We start from the raw sequence: 19,747 nt of genomic DNA on the forward strand, positions 1-19,747 counted from the left end.
GAAATTATTGTAAGATAATAAAATAAATCAGCTGACCGTCGCCTTCAGGATCGTGCCCGGCTCGCGCGGGGGTTCACCCTTGGGCAGCGCGTCGACGAATTCCATGCCCTCTTCGACCTGACCCCAAACGGTGTACTGGCGATCCAGGAACGTGGCGTCGTCAAAGCAGATGAAAAACTGGCTGTTGGCCGAGTGCGGGTAATTGGTCCGCGCCATCGAGCAGATGCCGCGCACGTGGGGTTCGTTGTTGAATTCGGCCTGCAGGTCGGGCTTGTCCGAACCGCCCATGCCGGTGCCCTGGGGGCAGCCGCCCTGGGCCATGAAGCCGGGGATCACGCGGTGGAACTTCACGCCGTCGTAAAAGCCTTCGTTGGCCAGTTCGACGATCCGTTCCACGTGGCCGGGGGCCAGGTCGGGACGCAGCTTGATCTTCACGTCGCCGCCGCTGCTGAGCGAGAGAGTAAGGTATTCGGCCATGGGTAATCTCCTGCAATTTGCGCGCTGATATAGGCAGCTTGCGGACAAAGTCACGCCTTGAGCGCCGGGGCGGGTTGCATTTGGTTTTGACCGGCCTAGACCACGGCCAATGACTCCCGAGGATCGCGACACCACCGTACTGGACGAAAGCGCCGCCGCAGCGATCGAACCGGTGCGCGAAAGCGACAGCCTCGACGAAGAAAACACCCTGAAAAAGAACTTCGTCCGCCGCGTGAGCGAAGGGCTTGAAGCGGGTGAGACGGACCAGGTCTATGAACTGGTCGAACCGCTCCACCCAGCCGACATCGCCGACCTGTTCGAACTGCTCGAAGCGGACGAGCGCCCGCTGTTGGCCAAGGCAATCAGCGACCTCATGGGTTCGGAAGTCTTCGCCGAACTGAACGACCACGTCCGCGAACTGCTGGTCGAGGCCCTGCCTGCCGGCGAAGTGGCCGACATTGCCGAACAGCTCGACACCGACGACGCGGTCGCCATGCTGGAAGACCTCGACGAGGATGACCAGCAGGCCGTTCTGGCGGAAATGGAGCCGGAAGACCGCGCCGTCATCGAAGCCGCGCTGTCCTATCCGGAGGAATCCGCAGGCCGCCTGATGAGCCGCGATTTCGTCGCGGTGCCCGAACACATGACGGTTGGCGACCTGATCGACTTCCTGCGCGAAGGCCGTGATCTCGCCAACGAGTTCTGGGAAGTGTTCATCGTCGATGCGCGCTATCACCCGGTCGGCACTTGCCTGCTCAGCTGGATCCTGCGCTGCCCGCGCTCCATCGCGCTGACCGATGTGATGAAGCGCGACCAGACCCTGATCCCGGTTGACATGGACCAGGAAGAAGTCGCCCTGCGGTTCCAGAAATACGCGCTGATCAGTGCCGCGGTGGTCGATCACGACGGGCGGCTGGTCGGCCAGATCACGGTCGACGACGTGGTCCACGTCATCCAGGAAGAAGCGGGCGAGGACGTGCTGCTGCTGTCCGGTGCGGGCGATGGCGACATCAACGAGCCGATCCAGACGACGATCCGCACCCGCCTGACCTGGCTCGTGGTCAATCTGGGCACGGCGATCCTCGCGGCCAGCGTGGTTGGCCTGTTCCAGAACGCGATTGCGAAATTTGCCCTGCTGGCCGTGCTGATGCCGATCGTGTCGGGCATGGGCGGGAATGCGGGAACGCAGACACTGGCGGTCATCGTGCGCGCACTGGCTACCAATCAGCTGACCAGTTCGAACACCTGGCGCATGATCGCGCGGGAATTTGCCATTGCCAGCGCCAACGGGATTTCGCTGGGCGTGATGATCGGCAGCGGGGTCGCACTGATCTATGGCAATCCGCTGCTGGGCGGCGTCATTGCGGCGGCCATGCTGATCAACAACCTGGTTGCGGGGCTGGCGGGGATTCTCGTCCCGGTCACGCTCGACCGGCTCAAGGTCGACCCGGCGGTTTCCTCAGCCGTGTTCGTTACCATGGCGACTGACGTGATGGGCTTCTTCTCGTTCCTCGGCCTGGCCGTTCTGAGCGGGCTGGCCTGATGCCGCTGCACCTGACCAAGGTAGCCTATGGCGCGACGTCGCTGGACGACATGCGCGCCTGGTTTTCGGGCCGGGGCAAGGTCGCCCGCCTCACCACGCGCTATCTGCCCAAGCGGTTCGAGGAAATCCTGCCCAGGGCCGGAGAACCCGGCGGATCCCTGTTCTGGATCCACAAGCACCAGCTGGTCCTGCGCAGCCCGATCCTGGGCTTTGAAGAGGCCGAAGGCGGGCGAACCAATATCGTCATCGCCAACGAACTGATCCAGGTCCACCCCCGCCCCAAGCGCGCCCACCAGGGCTGGCGCTACCTGGAAGCCAAGGACGCCCCGCCGGACCTGGGCGCGGGCGAAGAAGCGGAAGAAGCCCTGCCCGGCCACCTGGCCGGAGAACTGGCGAGGCTGGGGCTAGTCTAAGGCTGGCTTGCCGCCGACCCGTCTTCAGTGGCATGAAGGGGCATGAAGGGGCATGACGCTTGATTTCACCCCGCTTCGCAATGTCGTCGCCCGACTGGACGAGGGGCTGAAACGGCACCTGTCCGAACCGGACGACCTGCAAATCCGTGACGGGCTGATCCAGCGGTTCGAGTTCACTTACGATCTATCGCACAAGAGCCTGCGCCGCGCTGTCGAAGCCCGCGATCCAAATCCGGAAGAAGTCGACCAGATGAGCTTTCCAGCCCTGATCCGAACCGGGTTTGAACAGGGTCTGGTGTCGGGTGGATGGACCGCGTGGCAACGATACCGCGAATTACGCAATATCACGTCGCACACTTATGACGAGGCGAAGGCGCAAGAAGTTGCCGCCGCGATTCCGGAATTTCTGGCAGAAGCGCAAGGCCTGCTGGCGCGTCTGGAAGCCAGCGTCACCGAATGACCGCACCCATCATCCTGAGCGAGCACGAACGCACGGTGGTCTGCGCGATCCTGCGAAGAAACCTGGCTGCCCCGTTCCGGGTATTCGTATTCGGCAGCAGGGCGGGCGGCACTGTCAAGCCATGGTCGGACCTGGACCTGTCCATCGAAGGACCGGGTCCGCTGCCGCTCTCCACCCTTGCCACACTGCGCGAGGAGTTCGACGAATCCAGCCTGCCCTGGAAAGTCGACCTGGTGGACCGCTTCACAGCCAGCGACGCGTTCGGCAACATCATCGACCGGCACAAGCTGGAACTGGACTTCCGGGAAAGCTAAAGCCCCTTCGCCACCACGCGGCGCAGGGCATTGGCGTAGACTTCGGGTTCCTGCGCGCCGGGGATCAGGTACTTGCCCTGGACGATCATCGCCGGAACGCCGGAAATGTTCATGTCCCAGGCCTGGGCTTCCTCGCGCCGGACCAGCTGGCCCAGCACTTCATCGTCGATGGCAGCGCGAGCAGCGGTACGGTCGAGGCCAATTGACGCCGCGACATCGGCCAGGACTTCGGGATCGCCCATGTTCCGGCGCTGCTGGAAATGGGCGTCAAACAGGGCGCGCTTCAGCTCGGTCTGCTTTTCCGCACCCGCTTCGATCAAGGCCCATTTGAGCAGCTTGTGCGCGGCAAAGGTGTTCCAGATCATCGCCTTGGGCGGCTCGCCGCTGCCGGTGTAGGCAAAGGAATATCCGGCGCGCTCGCCGATCTCCAGCAAGCGTTCGCGGTTGCTTTCCGCTTGCTGCGGGGTGCGGCCATATTTGCGGGCGATATGTTCGCTCTGCCCTTCGCCTTCGGGCGGCATGTCCGGGTTCAGCTCGAAGGGCAGCCAGCGCACTTCGGCTTCAACCTCGCCCTCCAGCAGGGCCAGACCCTTCTGCAATTGGGAGTATCCGATAATGCACCACGGGCACATCACGTCGGAATAGATGTCGATGGTCAGCTTTGCAGGTTGAGTCATCTTTCCAGCCACCATTTCAGTAAGTGATGCGCAATCGCCTGGGGCGGCGGCGCGATGAAGCGGGCGTCCTCTTCCCCGCGCATGGCGGCGGCCACTTCGTCGCGGGTGAACCAGTCCGCCTCTTCCAGTTCGGTGCGGTCGATGGTCAGCCCATCGTCCAGCGCTTCGGCATAGCAGCCCATCATCAGGCTGGAGGGGAACGGCCAGGGCTGGCTACCGACGTAGCTGACCTTGCCCACGGTTACGCCCGCTTCCTCCAGCACTTCGCGCGCCACGGCTTCCTCAATGCTTTCCCCTGGTTCGACAAAGCCCGCCAGCGCAGAGAACCGGCGCGGAGGGAAACGCGGCTGGCGGCCGAGCAGCAGGCGCCCGCCATGCTCCACCAGCATGATCGTGACCGGATCGACGCGGGGGTAATGCTCGCCCTTGCACACGTCGTTGGTGCAATTGCGCTGCCAGCCACCCTTTGCCAGCACGGTCGGATTGCCGCAGCGGGCGCAATAGCGGTGACGGGCGTGCCAATCGACCAGGCTGCGCGCCGCGCCATAGATGGCCAGTTCCTCATGGCTGAGGCTGCTCATCGCCGCCCACAGACGCGGATTGGCCGGCGCGACCGAGCCGATCAGGCTGGGCGCAACTTCGGCAAAGCAGCCCTTGCCGCTCATCAGGCCCAGGAAGACCAGCTCGCTGTCCGGTCCGGCGTCCGCCAGGCTGCCCCATTCCAGTTGCCCGCCCGGGGTGATCTGCGGATCGAGGCCGTCCAGCCGCAGCAGCCGGGCGCGCCAATCCATCAGGCTGGCCAGCTTGTCCGCGTCGGTGCGGATATGATCGGCGCGGTCTAGCCCCGCTCCAGCAAAGGCGATGGTCGAAATGGTCAAGATGCGCGCCCCTTCCCGGCGATGATGTCAGCGGCAACGGCCCTGGGGAACTCAGTAATCAACGGCAGGGTCTCCGATGGCATGTACTGGACGTAAAGACCCGTGCGCAGTTTCAGCCGGGTGTTGCACATCCCGATGGTGCCCGCCGCGCCGGACCAGCCGTAAAGCCCTTCGTTGATCCCGGTTCCGACCAGCCCGCCCGCGCCGAACTGGTAAGGCGCAACCCAGGTGCCGGACAGGTCCGCACCCGCTGGCAAGAGGTTCGACGTGCCCTGCCGCACGGTTTCTTCTTTCATGATCCGCGTGGTGCCATGCATCCCGCCGTTGACGAGCATGGCGAGGAACTTGTCGAAATCGGCCGGGCTGGTGACCATGCCCGAACCGCCATAGGCAAAGGGCGTTGGCCGCAGATAGACCGAGTTACGCGGCCCATCGATGGGCAGCGGAATATCGCCCATCAGGCCGTAATTCGTGGTCAGCCGCGCGGTCGCATCGCCCGGAACATGGAAATAGGTGCTGGTCATGCCCAGCGGACCAAAGAACCGCTCTTGCAGGAAATGCTCAAAGCTTTTCGCGCCTGCCGCGCGCTGGATGATGATGCCCAGCACGTCGAGGCTCATCGAATAGCGCCAGACCTTGCCCGGCTCTGCCACCAGCGGCACGGCGGCAGTGCGCTTCAGGAACTCGTCAGGACCGGGGACCGGCGTCGGCGAAGACATTCCGGGAATCGGCAGGTTGGTAACGATGGCCGGGAACAGGCCCAGCCGCTCAAGCTCGCGCGCGATGGGCTTGTTCTTGCCCACCCCGGCATAGCCCAGTCCCGCCGTGTGGGTGAGCAGGTGGCGCACGGTGATCAGGGTATCGGTAGGCCGCGCTTCCAGTCCCTGGTCCGGATCGATCGCCACTTTCATCCGGGAGAATTCCGGGGCGAAATCGGCAATCGGCTGGTCCAGCTTCAGCTTGCCTTCCTCGATCAGCAGCATCGCCGCCATGCCCGTAACCGGCTTGGTCTGCGAATAGGCACGGAACAGGCTTTGCGCGGCAATGGCGTCGGGATCGTCGAAGCCTTCCTTGCCCCGGCTGATAAAGCCGGGCGCCGCATTGCCCCAGCCCAGGGCGGCAACCATCCCGGAAACCTTGCGCTGGCCGACATACTTGTCGAGCATCGCCGCAACAGTGGGCCAGTTGGCATCGGCCGAAGCGGTCTGCGCCAGGGCCTGGGCAAAGGGCAGCGACGAAAGCGCGGCCCCCGCGCCCAGCCATGCACCGCCGCGCAGCAGGCCGCGACGCGACAGCGCAAGATGATCGAGATCGTGCAAGGTCAATTCTCCCCGTCCGTTTCGGGCGCCAGCCGCGCCGCTTTGGCGAACAATGTCGGCAGGCCGGCACGGTCAAGCTGTGCGGCAGGCCACCATTCGCCCGGTTGTTGCTCCAGCCTAGCCCAATCGGCCCCCGAATAAAGCATCAATTGCAAATCGAGATCGAAGTGGGTGAAGGAATGGCGGACCGTGCCCAGATCCTGCCATGGGCCAGCCAATGGCGGTGCCCCCTCCCCGTCACTCCGCGCTGACCAGCCATTGTCCGGCAAGGCGCGCATTCCGCCCAGCATTCCCTTGTCCGTGCGTCGCACCAGCCAGACAGCACCATCGTGCTCGATCCAGAAAGCCTGCCCGCGCCGCTGCGGCTTGGCCCGCTTGGGTGCCTTCACCGGGAACTGCTCCGGCCCCAGCCGCCGCCCGGCACAATCGGAGCTGAGCGGGCAGAGCAGGCAGCGCGGGGCGCGCACGGTGCAGACCGTTGCGCCAAGGTCCATCATGGCCTGAGCAAAATCGCCGGGGCGGTCGTCCGGGGTCAGTTGCTCCGTTCGCGCGCGGATCTCTGCCTTGGCCTGGGGCAGCGGCGTGGCAATGGCATGGAGCCGCGACACGACCCGCTCGACATTGGCGTCGACCACGGCGGCGCGGCGGTCAAAGGCAATCGCGGCAACGGCGGCAGCGGTATAGGCACCCACCCCCGGCAGTTCGCGCAGGCCTTCCTCGGTATCGGGAAACACCCCGTCCCGCGCGGCGACGGCCCGGGCGCAGGCCAGCAGGTTGCGGGCGCGGGCATAGTAGCCCAGCCCGGCCCAGGCGCTCATGACCTCGGCATCCTCTGCCGCAGCCAGATCGTGCACCGTCGGCCACAGGGCCAGGAACTTCGCGAAGTATGGCCCGACAGCGGCGACCGTGGTCTGTTGCAGCATCACTTCGGACAGCCAGACCCGGTAGGGATCGGGCGGCGGCGCTCCCGGCGGTGCGCGCCAGGGCAGGACGCGGGCATTGGCGTCGTACCATTCCAGCAAGTGTTTGGCAGTGGCTTCCATGCGCGGCCTATGGCATTGGCGAGAGCGCAATGGAACGGGATGGTGACAAGCCGGGCAAGAAGCCCAAAGGGGCACAGCCGCGCCGCTATGAACGGCCACGCGGCCAGGGCACCCGCCCGATTGGCGAACTGATGCCCGAAATCGGCCGCACCGCCTTTCGCAAGTTCGGCTTTATCCAATCGAGCGTCGTCACCCGCTGGGCCGAGATCGTGGGCGAGCGCCATGCCCGCGTCTGCATGCCCGAAGCGATCCGCTTTCCCCCCGGCGAAAAGACCGACGGCATCCTAGACCTGGTCGTCGTCCCGGCCCATGCGCCCTTCATCAGCCACGTGACGCCCGAAATCATCGAACGGGTAAACCGTTTCTTCGGTTACAAGGCGGTGGCGCGGGTCAAGCTTCGGCAAGGTGAGGTTAAGCCGCCTGCTGGTGTAAGACCCGCGACGGCTCCGCCCTCGCTGCGTCCGATCCCGGTGGAACTGGGGGATTCCCTGCGCGACATCGGCGATGCGGAACTGCGTCAGGTGCTGGAGTCGCTGGCCCGTAACCTGGGCGGCGAAGAAGGGGAATAAGCATTTGAAGCAGGCACTGCGAACCGGGGCAATGGCGCTGACCGCCCTGCTGCTGACTGCCGCAGCGCCGCCGCCCGGCGGCTGGTACCGCGCCGTGTCGCTCACGCCGGAAGGCGGGCACTTGATCGGCAACCCGGATGCCTCCGTCCGGCTGATCGAATATGCCAACTACACCTGCCGCGACTGCGCGGCTTACAACGTCCAGTCCGAGGGGGTACTGGGCCTGGCCTACCTGCCATCGGGCCGCGCCGCAGTGGAAGTGCGCCTGCTCACCGAAACGCCCATCGACCTGGCCACGGCCATGCTCGCCAGTTGCGGCGATCCGGCCCGCTTCCCGCTCAACCACAATGCCTTGCTGCGCAGCCAGGCGCGGTGGATGGAGCTGGTCCCGCACGCCACGGCGGCACAGCGCCAGCGCTGGAACCAGCCCGATCTTGCCGCGCGTGGCCGCGCAATTGCAGCCGACCTGAAGCTTTATGACGTGATGATGAGCCGGGGCTATGACCGGCAGACGCTTGACCGCTGCCTTGCCGACAGTGTCCTTGCCGCGCGCCTGAAGGCTGCATCATCCGCCGCGATTGCTGCGGGAGTGAGACGAACTCCCGGTTTTTCGATCGGTGGCAAGCTGCTAAGGAACACCCGCGATTGGGCGACATTGCGCCCGCAACTGGACGAAAGCCTGAACTGACATGACCAAGCTTCTTGCCGCCACCATTCTGAGCACGGTTACCGCCACGGCCCTCTTCGTCGCCGCGCCGCTGACGGCCAAGCCCGCCACTGCCGCAAAGCCGGCAGTCGCAGCGCTGTCCTGGGACAAGAAGCTGAGCCGCAGCCCGGCCGGAAATCACGTGATCGGCAATCCGGCGGCGAAGGTCCGGCTGGTCGAATTCATGAGCTATACCTGCCCGCACTGCGCCCACTATGCGCATGACAGCAAGGTTCCGCTGCTCAGCGGTCCGGTGCGCCAGGGCAAGGTGGCCATCGAAGTGCGCCCCTTCTTCCGCAACATCATCGACGTTTCAGCCTCTCTGCTGGCGCTGTGCGGGTCGGACAGCAAGTTCCTGGGCAACCATCACGCCATCATGGAAGCTCAGGCCAATTGGCTGAAGGCTCCGCCGGAAGGTGCCCAGCAACGTTGGGCCACGGAAGACTTCGGCGCGAAAATGAAAGCCGTTGCGCAGGACATGGGGCTTTATTCGCTGATGACCGCGCGCGGTTATACCCCGGCGCAGCTCGACCAGTGCCTGGCAGACCGCACCTTGGCGGACAAGCTTGCCAACCAGACCAACCAGGCGATGGAGGGCGGCGTCAATGGAACGCCCAGTTTCATGATCAACGGCAAATTGCAGGAAGCCCACGAGTGGAAGGTGCTCCAGCCCCTGCTGACAGCCGCCATTCGTTAAATTCTGCTGTGGAGAAGGAATGGCCCGCAAAAAGCGCCACTTCTTCCCCTGACCAATCCGCGTTAGCTTTCCGAATCGCATTCCAAGGAACCGAACAGCCATGATCGCCAAGCGTACCCGTCTGCTCATCACTCTGGCCATTGCTCCGCTGGCCCTGGCTGCCTGCAAGAAAGAAGCCGAAGCTCCCGCCGCCGACACGCCCAAGGGCGAAGCGGCTGCAGCCGTCGCGCCGCCCGCAGGCAAGACCTGGACCGAAGTGGTCGAAGTGACGCCAGAGGGTGGCTACCGCGTCGGCAATCCCAATGCCCCGGTCAAGCTGATGGAATATGGCGCGCTCAGCTGCTCGCACTGCGCCGAATTTTCCGAAACCGCATCAAAGGAACTGCTGGGCGATTTCGTGACCAGCGGCAAGGTCAGCTATGAACTGCGCTTCTTCATGCTGAACGCGCTGGATATTCCGGCCACCCTGCTGGCCACCTGCGGTTCACCGGAAGCCGTGGTGGCCTTGGCCGACCAGTTCTGGGCCTATCAGAAGACGATGTTCGAAACGCTGAAGGGCAACGAGGCACAGTTCCAGCAGGCCGCGGCTTTGCCCCCGGCCCAGCGTTTTACCGCGATTGCCAAGGCGGGCGGCATGGACCAGTTCTTTGCCAGCCGCGGCATTTCGCAGGCCCAGGGACAGGCTTGCACGGCCGACGTGAACAAGGCGACGGCCCTGGCCAATGCGACCAACAAGGCCGCGACCGAACTGAACATCACCGGCACTCCGACCTTCTTCGTCAATGGCACGAAGATCGAAGGCAACACCTGGCCCTTGGTCAAGACCGCGCTGCAAAACGCCGGCGCGCGCTGACCGCGGGCTAGGGGGGCAACCGGACCGGCCCGATGCGGATCAAGCGGCTCAAGCTCTCTGGCTTCAAGAGCTTTGTCGAGCCGGCTGAACTGCGCATCGAGCCGGGCCTGACCGGCGTCGTCGGCCCCAACGGCTGCGGCAAGTCCAACCTGCTGGAAGCGATCCGCTGGGTCATGGGCGAAAGCTCGGCCAAGTCGATGCGCGGCGGCGGGATGGAGGATGTGATCTTCGCCGGAACCGCGCAGCGCCCGCCGCGCGACTTTGCCGAAGTGGTCCTGCTGGCCGACGCGGGCGACAACGACAGCGAACTGGAAATTGTCCGCCGCATCGAACGCGGGGCAGGCAGCGCCTACCGCGTCAATGGCCGCGACGTGCGGGCCAAGGACGTGGCGCTGGTCTTTGCCGACGCAGCCACCGGTGCGCACTCCCCCGCGCTGGTTAGTCAGGGCAAGATCGCCGCCGTGATTGCCGCCAAGCCCGCCGAACGGCGAATGATGCTGGAAGAAGCGGCGGGGATCGCCGGACTCCACGTCCGCCGCAAGGATGCCGAACAGAAGCTGCGCGCGACCGAGGCCAACCTCGCCCGGCTGGAAGACCTGATGGGCCAGCTCGACAGCCAGATCGGCTCGCTGCGCCGCCAGGCCCGTGCGGCCGAGCGCTATCGCGGGCTGTCCGACCGGATCAAGCTGGCCGAAGCGCGGCTGGTCTTTGCCCGCTGGCGCGATGCCGCCGCCGCAGCCGAGGCCGCCCGCGCCGAGGCTCAGGCAGCCGAAGCCCGCGTTGCTGCCGCGCAAGAGGCGATGAAAGCGGCGCAGGAGGCGCAGCACGCCTCTGCCCAGGCCCTGACCATGGCGCGCGACGAACTGGCTGACCGGCGCGACGATGCCAGCGCCCACGGCCACCGCATGGCCGCCCTGACCAGCCAGCTGGAAGCAGCAGAAGAGCGCCTGAAAGATTTGGAGCGCCAACAACAGCGTCTGGAAGAGGACCGCGGCGATGCCGACCGCCTGACCAAGGACGCCGCAGCAGCCCTCGCCCGGCTGGAGCGCGAACTCGCGGAGGGCGAGGAACGGCTGGCCGCCGATGAACAGCGCCGCCCGCTCGTCGCCGCCGCGCTGGACAATGCAGACCGCAATCTGCGTCAGGCGGAATTGGCTTTGGCCAAGGCGACTGCCGATCAGGCCGGGGTTGAGGCGGAGTGGCGCGTTGCCGATGCGGAACTATCGCAGGCCCGCCAACGGCTGGCTCGGATCGAAGCGGAGGTGCGGCGGCAGGAGGAACTGGCCGAAAGCCTCAACCGCGAAGGCGATCCACGCGCCGCGCTGACGGATGCTGAGAAAGCGCGCCAGGCCGCAAGCCTGACGCTAGCCAAGGCGCGCGCCGCGCTGGAAGGCCAGCAGGAACGCAAGGCAGAGCTACAGGCCGCGCGCGACGAAACCTCATCGGCATTGGCCTCGGCCAAGGCGGAGCTGGCGGGGGTAGAGCGCGAATGGCAAGCGCTGGTGCGCGACCGCGATGCCCGCGCCAAGCAGGCGCAGGGCAAGCATGGCCGCACCGCGCTCGATGCGGTCCGCGCCGCGCCGGGTTACGAGCGCGCCCTCGCCGCCGTGCTGGGCCGGGATGCCAAGGCCCCGCTGGGCGCGGCTCCCGCCGATGCCGATGGGCGGTTCTGGACCGGAGCCGCCGCGCCCAGTCCGGTACCGGACAGTCTGCTGGCCCATGTCACCCAGTGCCCGGACGAACTGAAGCCGCGGCTGGCGCTGGTCCATGTCAGTGACACCGACGATGGCCGCGCATTGGGTCCCGGCGAATGGCTGGTGACGCGCAGTGGCCGCATTCGCCGCTGGGATGGCTTTGTCGCCAAGGGCGAAGGCGCGGCGGAAGCGGCGCGGCTGGAGGCGGAAAACCGCCTGACCGCTCTGGAAGGGGAACTGCCCGCGCTGCGCGGCGCGGTGGAAGAGGCCGAGGCGAAGGCCCAGGCGGTCGGCACCGAACTGTCCGAATTGCAGCTTGCCCTCGTCGCCGCCGAACGCGCCATTGCCGCCGCTGCCGATGCGGAGCGCGCCGCCCTGCGCGCCGTGGACCAGGCCGAAGCGGCCAGGGCCCGGATCGAAGCGCGCCGTGCCGAACTTGCCGCCAGCGCAACCGATCTGGCCCAGCAACGCGCGCTGGCCGAAACCGAATGCCAGGCGGCAGAGGACCGGCGCGGGCAATTGCCCGATCCGGAAACCGGCCGCGCGCAACTGGCAGCGGCGCAGTCCCGCCACGATGCGGCACGGCAGGGCTTGCAAGCGGCCACTGCCGCGCTGGCCTCGCACGATCAGGCCCTGGCCGTCGCGCGGGAACGCTGCAACACCCAGCGCTCTGACATCAAGTCGTGGCAGGCCCGTGCCGGCGATGCCGCCAGCCGTCTCGCCTCGATGACCCGGCGGTTCGAGGAAATCGCCGAAGAGCGCGCAGTCGTCGCGGCCAAGCCGCCCAGCCTGATGCGCGAGATCGAGGCCGGAGACGAAATCCGCACCCGGCTTTCCGCCGAGCTGGCCGCCGCTGAAGCCAAGGTCAACGAACTGGGCGATGCCGCGCGGCGGATCGACGCCGAGTTCAACAGTGCCAACGAAGCCTTGGCCTCTGCCCGGGAAGCCCGCGCCGGCGCTGTGGCTCGCGCGGAGAACGAAGAGGGCCGCCGCGCCGAAATGGCAGGAATCTCGGGCGAGCGCTTCCAGTGCCCGCCGCCGCTCTTGCCCGAACGGTTTGAATTCCAGTCCGCCGAAGTCGGCCCCGCCCCGCAGGAAAGCGCGGAGCATGACAAGCTGGTTGCCGAACGCGAACGGATCGGCCCGGTGAACCTGGTCGCAGCGGACGAACTGGCCGAGATCGAAGCGCGGCACGGCGCGAGCGTGGCCGAACAGGCCGAACTGGTCGAAGCCGTCCACCGCCTGCGCGGCTCGATCGGCAATCTCAACCGCGAAGGCCGCGAACGGCTCCGCGCCGCATTCGAAGCGGTCAACACCCACTTCCAGCGCCTGTTCACCAAGCTGTTCGAAGGCGGGCACGCGCACCTTGCCCTGGTGGACAGCGACGACCCGCTGGAGGCTGGACTTGAGATTTATGCCCAGCCGCCGGGCAAGCGCCTGCAATCGCACACCCTGCTGTCAGGCGGGGAACAGGCGCTGACCGCCGTCGCGTTGATCTTTGCCCTGTTCCTGACCAACCCTGCGCCGATCTGCGTGCTGGACGAAGTTGATGCGCCGCTGGACGATGCCAATATCGAACGCTTCTGCGACCTGCTGGAAGCGATGGTGGGCGAGACCGACACCCGCTACCTGATCGTCACTCACAACGCAGTGACCATGAGCCGGATGCACCGCCTGTTCGGCGTGACCATGGTGGAACGCGGCGTGTCGCGCCTCGTCAGCGTCGACCTGGAAGCAGCGGAGCACCTGCTGGCGGCGGAGTAAGCGCCGTCACTCCAGCACAAAGCGCGGCCCGGTCCCGCCAACCCCGGCGCGATCGTCGCGGTTGTTCATGCGGCAGCGTTCAAGGCTGAGGCAACCGCAGCCGATACATTCCTCAAGCTTGGCACGCGCCTTGGTCAGCAGTTGGATCTTGGCATCGATGGCGACGCGCATCGAGCGGCTGATCTTCTGCCAGTCCGCCAGGCTGGGCGTTCGGCCCTGCGGCAGTTTGGAAAGCTCAGCCTCGATCTCGACCAAGCCCAACCCCAATCTTTGCGCGATGAGGATGAAGCTCAACCGGCGAATGTCGCTGCGCAAAAAGCGGCGCTGGTTTCCGCTTGTCCGCAAGGCCCGGATCAGACCCTGGTCTTCGTAAAAGCGGATCGCGGATACGGCCAGTCCGGTGCGCCGCGCCAGCTCCCCAATCGGCAAAAGGTCATTGCGATCCATCTCTGCCCGTCCTCTCGTCGCAGCTGGAAAAAACCTAGGCGTTACGCGATCTAAAGTCGACTTGAGGTTGATCCGATTTGGAGTGCTTTGCCAAGTAAAAAGTGCAAGCAGCTGATTTAAAACAACATCGGCTGCTCCGGCTCGCACCCGCCGCCGGCCCAGCGTTCGGTGGTCTGCTCCACCGTGATCGGGTCTTCCCAGGTCTGGCACAATGCCAGAGCATCCTCCGGCGTACCTTCCAGCCAGTATCGCTGTGCGGCGTGGCTGAGGATCAGGGGCATCCGGTCGTGTACTTCTGCCATCTGCGGATGCCCATCGACCATGACCACGGTATAGACGTCGCCCCATTCCACGCTGCGCCGCCACAGGCCCGCCACGGCGAAGACATCGTGATCGGGCAGACCATTCCAGGTGCGGGTCATCCGGCCCTTCTCGCCCTCGGCCTCGGCCCACTGGCTGATCGGGACAAGGCAGCGCCGCTGGATGAAGCTGTCGCGCCAGAACGGGGTGGTCAGCTTGTCCTCGCGCGCGTTGGTGACGGGCTTGGGCTTCAATGGCTGGCCCTGCCTGCCTTTCATCACCAGCGGGAAGCCCCAGGTCATGGCCCGCGCGCGTCCTTCGGCGATCACCAGCCCCGGATAGCCGGGATAGACCTCTGCCCCGTAATTGGCGGAAAGGTCCGGCTCTACCGCGAACATCCGGGCGACTTCCTGCGTGCCCTTGGTCATGCGATAGAGATTGCACATCCTACCGCTTCCGCGCGCAGCCCTGGAGCCGGCGGCCGTCCTTGGTCAGCACTGCCGTCCATGGATAGACCGTGTCCGACATGCCGTCGCTGCACGTACCTGGCTGGACCATCAGGCTGATTTGCTGGCCGCTCATCGTGCCGGAATAGCGCACTCCGGTTCCTTCACTGGACTCAGTAGCGGCGAATGTCGTTCCGGCGATGTTTTCAGGATCTGAATAGCGCAATTGCCCGGGCAGGACTTCGACCGCCCAGAACGGTTCGGTGCCGAGCACCTGGAACGACTTTTCCGGCATGGTCGGTTCAGGAGAGCCGGTCGCCATAGGCTTGGCCTCTGCCGCGGCGCTTTGGGTTGGAGCAATGTCCGGCTGCTGCCCGCAAGCCGCCAGGCCCAGCGTCAGCGCCAGGCAAGCGCTACGCATTGCCGACCACCCAGCAGGCAAGCGCAACCAGCAACCCGGCCATGCGGTTGGAACGGAACCGGGCAAGCGCATTGTCGCCATCGCTATCCTTCAGGGTCAGCACCTGCCAGCCAAGGTGGAGCGCGGCGGGCAGGAGCGCAAGCAGCGCAATCCAGTCCGGTCGCAGCAACCACACGGCCAGTCCCCACAAGGCGACGGCTCCGGCATAGAAGGCCGCAACCCCGCTCTGGACGTGGCTACCCAGGGTCAGCGCGCTGGAGCCGATGCCGACCAGGGCATCGTCCTCGCGGTCCTGGCAGGCATAGATCGTGTCATAGCCGATGCACCAGAGGATCGCCCCGGCATAGAGCGCCGCCAGCACGTCGAGCCGGTCGCTGCGCAGCGCCACCCAGCCGACCGGAGCGCCCCAGGTGAACACGATCCCTAGCCAGGCCTGCGGGAATCCGGTGATCCGCTTCATGAAAGGATAGGCGGCAACCAGGGCAATGCTGCCCAGCGCGACCAGCTGCGCCTGCCACCGCAATTGCAGCAGGACCACCAGCCCGACCAGGCACAGCAGGATGAGCCAGGCCCAGGCCGCCCGCTTGCTGACGCGGCCACTGGCCACCGGACGCAGCGCCGTGCGGGCCACCTGCCGGTCAATGTCGGCATCGACGATATCGTTGTAAACGCAGCCCGCCCCGCGCATCGCGATGGAGCCGAGCAGCATCCAGGCAAGCAGGCCCCACTGCCCCGCCCCGCCAGCCAGCAGCAGTCCCCAGGCACAGGGCCAGAACAGCAGCCACCAGCCAATCGGCCGGTCGAGCCGCGCGAGCTGCGCATAGTCGCGCAGCGGCTGGGGCAATTGCGCCATCAGGCCGCGATGTTCGGTGTCAGGGACGATCTGGGTGGTGCCGCCGGTCATGGCAAGCGCTTTAGCCGAGCGCGGGCCAATCGTCATCCGGTCACTTTCCCGCCCCACTATGCCTACACCCCTAGTGCAAGGCCAAAGGAGCGTTAATCGCCTGCAACCTAGTTGTTGTCCATGGATCGGCTTGTCCAGCGAAGTCTGGGCGGACTTGTTTTGACCGCCCTGTTGTGCGCTGCCAGCAGCGCAGGGGCCGATGCGCCCAGGGACATCGCGACAAACCTGCGATTGTGGCTCGACGGGATGGACGTCAACGCTACCGATACCACCAGCAATGGCGGCGGAACAAATCCGGCGGGCGGCGCGCAGGTTTCAAGCTGGAAAGACAAAAGCGCCAACGGCTATACCGCAGGCGATGCGGCCAGCTATGGAGCCAATCCACGGACCTACCCGACCTATTCCGCCAATACGGGCGTCTCGTTCAACGGCACCAGCGATGTGCTGGAAATTTCCGGCAACATCTTCGGCACCAATTCGGTCACCGCCAGTGAAGTCCTGCTCGTTGCCTCGACGCGAAGCATTGCCGCCTTGCCGGTCCTGTTCGGTGGCGGGCCAAAGGGCTATTCGCCTTCGAACCGCTACATGCTCAGCCTGCCGTGGAACGATGGCAACATCTATTGGGACCAGGGCAATACGACCGGCGGGCGAGTCACGGTCAACTGGGCAGGCACCAGCCCGGTGCTGGGCCGGATGTATCTCTATGGGCTGCGTTCCGGCACCGGAGGCGGTGCGATCATCCGCGATGGCGCGACGCTGGGATCCAGTACGACGACGGCAACCTATTCACCCGCTGCAAACCATTACTTCGAACTCGGCAGCGGCGAGAACGACTATCGGCGGCACCACGACGGGGTGATCGGCGAAATGCTTATCTACACGCGCGTGCTGAAAGTGGCGGAGCGCAATATCCTGCAATCCTATCTGGCGGCCAAGCACGGCAATCCCGGCGGCGCGGGGACCGCGTCAAAATATGCCAGCAGCGCGGGCTTCAACTATTTCGTGGGCGGGATCGGCCAGGAGAGCGATGGTTCCGTCACAGTCGGCACTTCCGCCGGCCTGACCATCTCCAACGGGACTTTCCTCGGCAATGGCCGTTACCTGCTGGCCGGGGTCAGTTCGCTGGCGCCCGCCACCGGCACGGTTGCGGCCGATGCGCCGGCCGGTTCAGGCGCCCGATCCCAGCGGATCTGGTACTTGCAGCAAAGCGGGACCAGCACGGGCAATGTCACGCTGGCGTTCAATCTGGTGCAGCTGGGGATCACGGCCAGCACGGGCAGCACCCTGGCGCTGGGATATCGCAGCGGCACCACCGGCACTTTCACGTCGCTGGCAACGGCAACCTACAGCGGATCAGGCACAGTCAGCTTTACCGCCACCAGCCCTCAAACCGGTTACTACGTGCTTGGCACACCGGGAACGCCATCGCCCAACATCGTCACGACACTGAGCAGCGCCGTCACCAGCGACAGTGTGAACAGCAGCAATTTCAAGGCGATCCCGGGTTCCCGGATCAGGATAAACGTGGTCGTGATCAACAGCGGCACCGGCAGCGCGGACAACAACGCAACGTCGGTGGTCATTCCGGTTCCGGCGAACAGCCGCCTTTACCTGGGCGACCTGGGTGGCACGGGCAGCGGTCCGGTGCAGTTTACCCAGGGCACGACACCGTCCGGGCTTTCCTACAGTTTTGGCGGACTGGCAAACACGACCGACAGCCTGGACTTTTCCAACGATGCAGGCACGACCTGGACCTATACGCCCGTGACGACGCCAAACCTGACCGACCCGGCCATCACCGCCTTCCGCATCAAGCCGAGCGGGACATTCGGCACCGGCACCGCACCGAACAACCCGTCATTCAGCCTGGGCTATGACGTCATCGTGCAATGACGCGCCCAATGCGCACGCACGGCGCTTCCCGGGATCGCACCTTCGGTAAAGTCCTAACCCCGGGTTCATACGGATCAAGCCTGATGCAGGATGTTAGGTGATCTTTTTATAACAAAATCAGCATGAAAGCCTGCATCAGCCGCATTGTTCCCGGAATTATGACGGCTTGCGGCACGCTGGCCCTCGGCGTCCCGGCCTGGGCCGATGCGCCGCGCGACATTCCCGGCGGCCTGCGCCTGTGGCTGGATGCGCATGACATTTACGGCACGGACACCGGCAATGCCGGAGGCAGCGGCCCTGCTTTCGGTGCATTTGTCACATCATGGAAAGACAAGAGTGGCAATGGCTTTCACGCCGGGGATGCCGTCAGCTTTGGCGCCATATCGCGCGGCTATCCGCAGGCCGGAACCTCTGCCGTATCCTTTAACGGCACCAACAACGTACTGGAAGTTCCGACGGGTATTTTCGGGAGTGGCAGCACGGTTACAGCAAGCAATGTCTTCCTTGTGGCCAGCAGCCGCTCGATAAAAGACAGCTGGATCTTTGCCCATGGTGCCAAGACCGGACCGGACGCCAACCGCATCGGCATCGCGGTTCCCCGCGCCGACGATCTGGTCTATTTCAACCACGGCACCCCAAATGGTCAGCTGACAACCGGCTTTTCAGCCAACAGCATGACGACGAACCGGCCCTTCGTGATGGAGTTTTCCGCAGTGGCTGGCTCATCGCAGGCCTTCACTGCGGACGGCATTTCCCTCGCCACTGCAAACAACGCGGGCACTTACACCCAGGGCGCGGATCACCGCCTGCTGCTGGGCAGCTTTGAAAACATCGCCTCGCCCATGACGCAGTTCTACGATGGCGGAATTTATGAAATGATCGTCTACGCCAGACGCGTCAACACCGCCGAACGCAACATCCTGTTGTCATACCTGGCAGCAAAGCATGGCAATCCAGGCGGAGTCGGCGCTGCAAAGCGCTACACCGTTACCAGCGGCTTTCGCTATTACGTGGGCGGAATCGGCCAGGAAACGGACGGTTCGGTAGCAGTTGGCACTTCGGTAGGACTCACTCTCTCGAACCTTACCTTCCTGGGCAACGGTCGATATCTTCTGGCAGGGGTCGACGCGAAAAATCCGGCGACTGGCTCGACCACTACCGATGCCCCGGCAGGCTATGCCACCCGTTCGCAGCGCATCTGGTACATGACGCGCACCGGCGGCGGCGCGGGGAATGTCAACATGGCGTTTAATCTGTCGCAGCTAGGCCTGACTGCGGCGAACGGCGCGGCCATGGCGCTGCTTTACCGGACGGGCACGACCGGCACGTTCACCGTGCTTTCCACGGCAACCTACAACGGCAGCGGATCAGTCTCCTTCACCGCCGGCAGCCCGCAAAGCGGCTATTACGCGCTGGGCCTTCCGGTCGCCACGACAGGCAACCCCACCCTCACCCTGTCGGTGGCAAGCATGGTCGCTACCAATGGTATCACGGTGAGCAACCCGAAGGCGACCCCCGGTGCGCTTCTCAAAGTGTCAGCCGTGGCCACCAACACCGGCACCGGCAGTCCCGACGCCAATTCCACCACGCTCACCTTGCCAATCCCGGCCAATACGCGGTTTTTTCTGGGCGACATGGGTCCTGCGGGCAGCGGTCCGGTCCAATTTACCCAAGGTTCGACCGCATCCGGCCTGACCTATTCGTGGGTTGGCTTTTCCAGCACGACCGACAGCCTCGAGTTTTCCAGCAATTCCGGCTCGACCTGGACCTATGTGCCGACGCCCAATGCGCAGCAGACCGATGCGGCGATCACCAACGTCCGGGTCAGGCCCAGCGGCACCTTTGCCACTGGCACGGCGCCCAACCTGCCCTCGTTCACCGTTACCTATGGCGTGGTCGTGAACTGATCCTGCCGGAAAGGGGTGCCAA

At 65.1% G+C, this 19,747-nt stretch carries 20 protein-coding genes; 11 read left to right on the forward strand and 9 right to left on the reverse strand.

From position 1 onward, the window contains the following. Positions 1–27: 27 nt before the first annotated feature. Complete coding sequence (locus tag ACQKOE_RS05080) at positions 28–477, reverse strand: peptidylprolyl isomerase (RefSeq protein ID WP_427511816.1); 450 nt, start codon at positions 475–477, stop codon at positions 28–30. A 109-nt stretch (positions 478–586) separates the two neighbouring features. Here ACQKOE_RS05080 and mgtE point away from each other — a divergent pair, with 109 nt between their 5' ends. Genes mgtE through ACQKOE_RS05100 form a run of 4 tightly spaced genes read left to right on the forward strand, consistent with a single transcriptional unit; the run spans position 587 to position 3,207 of the window. Continuing rightward, entirely contained in the window at positions 587–2,020 is a 1,434-nt protein-coding gene (gene mgtE / locus ACQKOE_RS05085) for a magnesium transporter (protein WP_374590244.1), read from the forward strand. Beyond that, positions 2,020–2,433 (forward strand): DUF1489 family protein, encoded by a 414-nt coding sequence (locus ACQKOE_RS05090; RefSeq protein WP_374590242.1) that lies wholly within the window; start codon positions 2,020–2,022, stop codon positions 2,431–2,433. The genes mgtE and ACQKOE_RS05090 overlap by 1 nt, the downstream gene beginning before the upstream one ends. 52 nt (positions 2,434–2,485) lie before the next feature. Continuing rightward, a complete protein-coding gene (locus ACQKOE_RS05095) occupies positions 2,486–2,893 on the forward strand; it encodes a nucleotidyltransferase substrate binding protein (RefSeq protein ID WP_427511817.1) in 408 nt (135 codons plus the stop codon). After that, positions 2,890–3,207 carry a nucleotidyltransferase family protein gene (locus tag ACQKOE_RS05100; RefSeq protein WP_427511818.1) on the forward strand — a complete coding sequence of 106 codons (318 nt, stop codon included), beginning with the start codon at positions 2,890–2,892 and terminating at the stop codon, positions 3,205–3,207. The genes ACQKOE_RS05095 and ACQKOE_RS05100 overlap by 4 nt, the downstream gene beginning before the upstream one ends. Here ACQKOE_RS05100 and ACQKOE_RS05105 read toward each other — a convergent pair. Genes ACQKOE_RS05105 through ACQKOE_RS05120 form a run of 4 tightly spaced genes read right to left on the reverse strand, consistent with a single transcriptional unit; the run spans position 3,204 to position 7,124 of the window. After that, a complete protein-coding gene (locus ACQKOE_RS05105; RefSeq protein ID WP_427511819.1) occupies positions 3,204–3,884 on the reverse strand; it encodes a DsbA family oxidoreductase in 681 nt (226 codons plus the stop codon). The two genes, ACQKOE_RS05100 and ACQKOE_RS05105, sit on opposite strands and share 4 nt — an antisense overlap. Then, positions 3,881–4,762 carry an NAD(+) diphosphatase gene (nudC, locus tag ACQKOE_RS05110; protein WP_427511820.1) on the reverse strand — a complete coding sequence of 294 codons (882 nt, stop codon included), beginning with the start codon at positions 4,760–4,762 and terminating at the stop codon, positions 3,881–3,883. Before nudC ends, ACQKOE_RS05105 begins: the two co-directional genes overlap by 4 nt. Next, positions 4,759–6,081 carry a serine hydrolase domain-containing protein gene (locus ACQKOE_RS05115; RefSeq protein ID WP_427511821.1) on the reverse strand — a complete coding sequence of 441 codons (1,323 nt, stop codon included), beginning with the start codon at positions 6,079–6,081 and terminating at the stop codon, positions 4,759–4,761. The genes nudC and ACQKOE_RS05115 overlap by 4 nt, the downstream gene beginning before the upstream one ends. 2 nt (positions 6,082–6,083) lie before the next feature. Further along, on the reverse strand, positions 6,084–7,124 hold the full coding sequence (locus tag ACQKOE_RS05120) for an A/G-specific adenine glycosylase (RefSeq protein WP_427511822.1): 1,041 nt from the start codon (positions 7,122–7,124) through the stop codon (positions 6,084–6,086). Positions 7,125–7,153: 29 nt separating this feature from the next. Between ACQKOE_RS05120 and ACQKOE_RS05125 the strand changes: the two genes are divergently transcribed. From ACQKOE_RS05125 to ACQKOE_RS05145, 5 genes are all read left to right on the forward strand, one after another. After that, the gene (locus ACQKOE_RS05125; protein ID WP_374590229.1) at positions 7,154–7,693 is read left to right on the forward strand and encodes a DUF721 domain-containing protein; all 540 of its coding nucleotides are present in this window, start codon (positions 7,154–7,156) and stop codon (positions 7,691–7,693) included. A gap of 4 nt (positions 7,694–7,697) precedes the next feature. Continuing rightward, on the forward strand, positions 7,698–8,381 hold the full coding sequence (locus ACQKOE_RS05130; protein ID WP_427511823.1) for a thioredoxin domain-containing protein: 684 nt from the start codon (positions 7,698–7,700) through the stop codon (positions 8,379–8,381). A gap of 1 nt (position 8,382) precedes the next feature. After that, positions 8,383–9,096 carry a DsbA family protein gene (locus ACQKOE_RS05135; RefSeq protein ID WP_427511824.1) on the forward strand — a complete coding sequence of 238 codons (714 nt, stop codon included), beginning with the start codon at positions 8,383–8,385 and terminating at the stop codon, positions 9,094–9,096. 100 nt (positions 9,097–9,196) lie between these two features. Continuing rightward, entirely contained in the window at positions 9,197–9,949 is a 753-nt protein-coding gene (locus ACQKOE_RS05140) for a thioredoxin domain-containing protein (protein WP_427511825.1), read from the forward strand. 32 nt (positions 9,950–9,981) lie between these two features. Beyond that, complete coding sequence (locus tag ACQKOE_RS05145; protein ID WP_427511826.1) at positions 9,982–13,407, forward strand: chromosome segregation SMC family protein; 3,426 nt, start codon at positions 9,982–9,984, stop codon at positions 13,405–13,407. 6 nt (positions 13,408–13,413) lie between these two features. Here the strand turns inward: ACQKOE_RS05145 and soxR are convergent, their stop codons facing one another. The 4 genes from soxR to ubiA form a co-directional block, all read right to left on the reverse strand. Then, the gene (soxR, locus tag ACQKOE_RS05150) at positions 13,414–13,854 is read right to left on the reverse strand and encodes a redox-sensitive transcriptional activator SoxR (RefSeq protein WP_427511827.1); all 441 of its coding nucleotides are present in this window, start codon (positions 13,852–13,854) and stop codon (positions 13,414–13,416) included. A gap of 116 nt (positions 13,855–13,970) precedes the next feature. Beyond that, positions 13,971–14,600 (reverse strand): SOS response-associated peptidase, encoded by a 630-nt coding sequence (locus tag ACQKOE_RS05155; protein ID WP_427511828.1) that lies wholly within the window; start codon positions 14,598–14,600, stop codon positions 13,971–13,973. A 1-nt stretch (position 14,601) separates the two neighbouring features. Beyond that, the gene (locus ACQKOE_RS05160; RefSeq protein WP_427511829.1) at positions 14,602–15,021 is read right to left on the reverse strand and encodes a COG3650 family protein; all 420 of its coding nucleotides are present in this window, start codon (positions 15,019–15,021) and stop codon (positions 14,602–14,604) included. Further along, positions 15,014–15,961, reverse strand: a complete 948-nt coding sequence (gene ubiA, locus ACQKOE_RS05165) for a 4-hydroxybenzoate octaprenyltransferase (protein WP_427511830.1) — start codon at positions 15,959–15,961, stop codon at positions 15,014–15,016. The genes ACQKOE_RS05160 and ubiA overlap by 8 nt, the downstream gene beginning before the upstream one ends. 84 nt (positions 15,962–16,045) lie before the next feature. Between ubiA and ACQKOE_RS05170 the strand changes: the two genes are divergently transcribed. Together ACQKOE_RS05170 and ACQKOE_RS05175 are read left to right on the forward strand one after the other, a co-directional pair. After that, on the forward strand, positions 16,046–17,818 hold the full coding sequence (locus tag ACQKOE_RS05170) for a hypothetical protein (RefSeq protein WP_427511831.1): 1,773 nt from the start codon (positions 16,046–16,048) through the stop codon (positions 17,816–17,818). A 158-nt stretch (positions 17,819–17,976) separates the two neighbouring features. Then, positions 17,977–19,725 (forward strand): hypothetical protein, encoded by a 1,749-nt coding sequence (locus tag ACQKOE_RS05175; RefSeq protein WP_427511832.1) that lies wholly within the window; start codon positions 17,977–17,979, stop codon positions 19,723–19,725. Positions 19,726–19,747 lie beyond the last annotated feature (22 nt).

This window comes from Novosphingobium sp. NPDC080210 (assembly GCF_050281025.1).
GTDB lineage: Bacteria > Pseudomonadota > Alphaproteobacteria > Sphingomonadales > Sphingomonadaceae > Novosphingobium.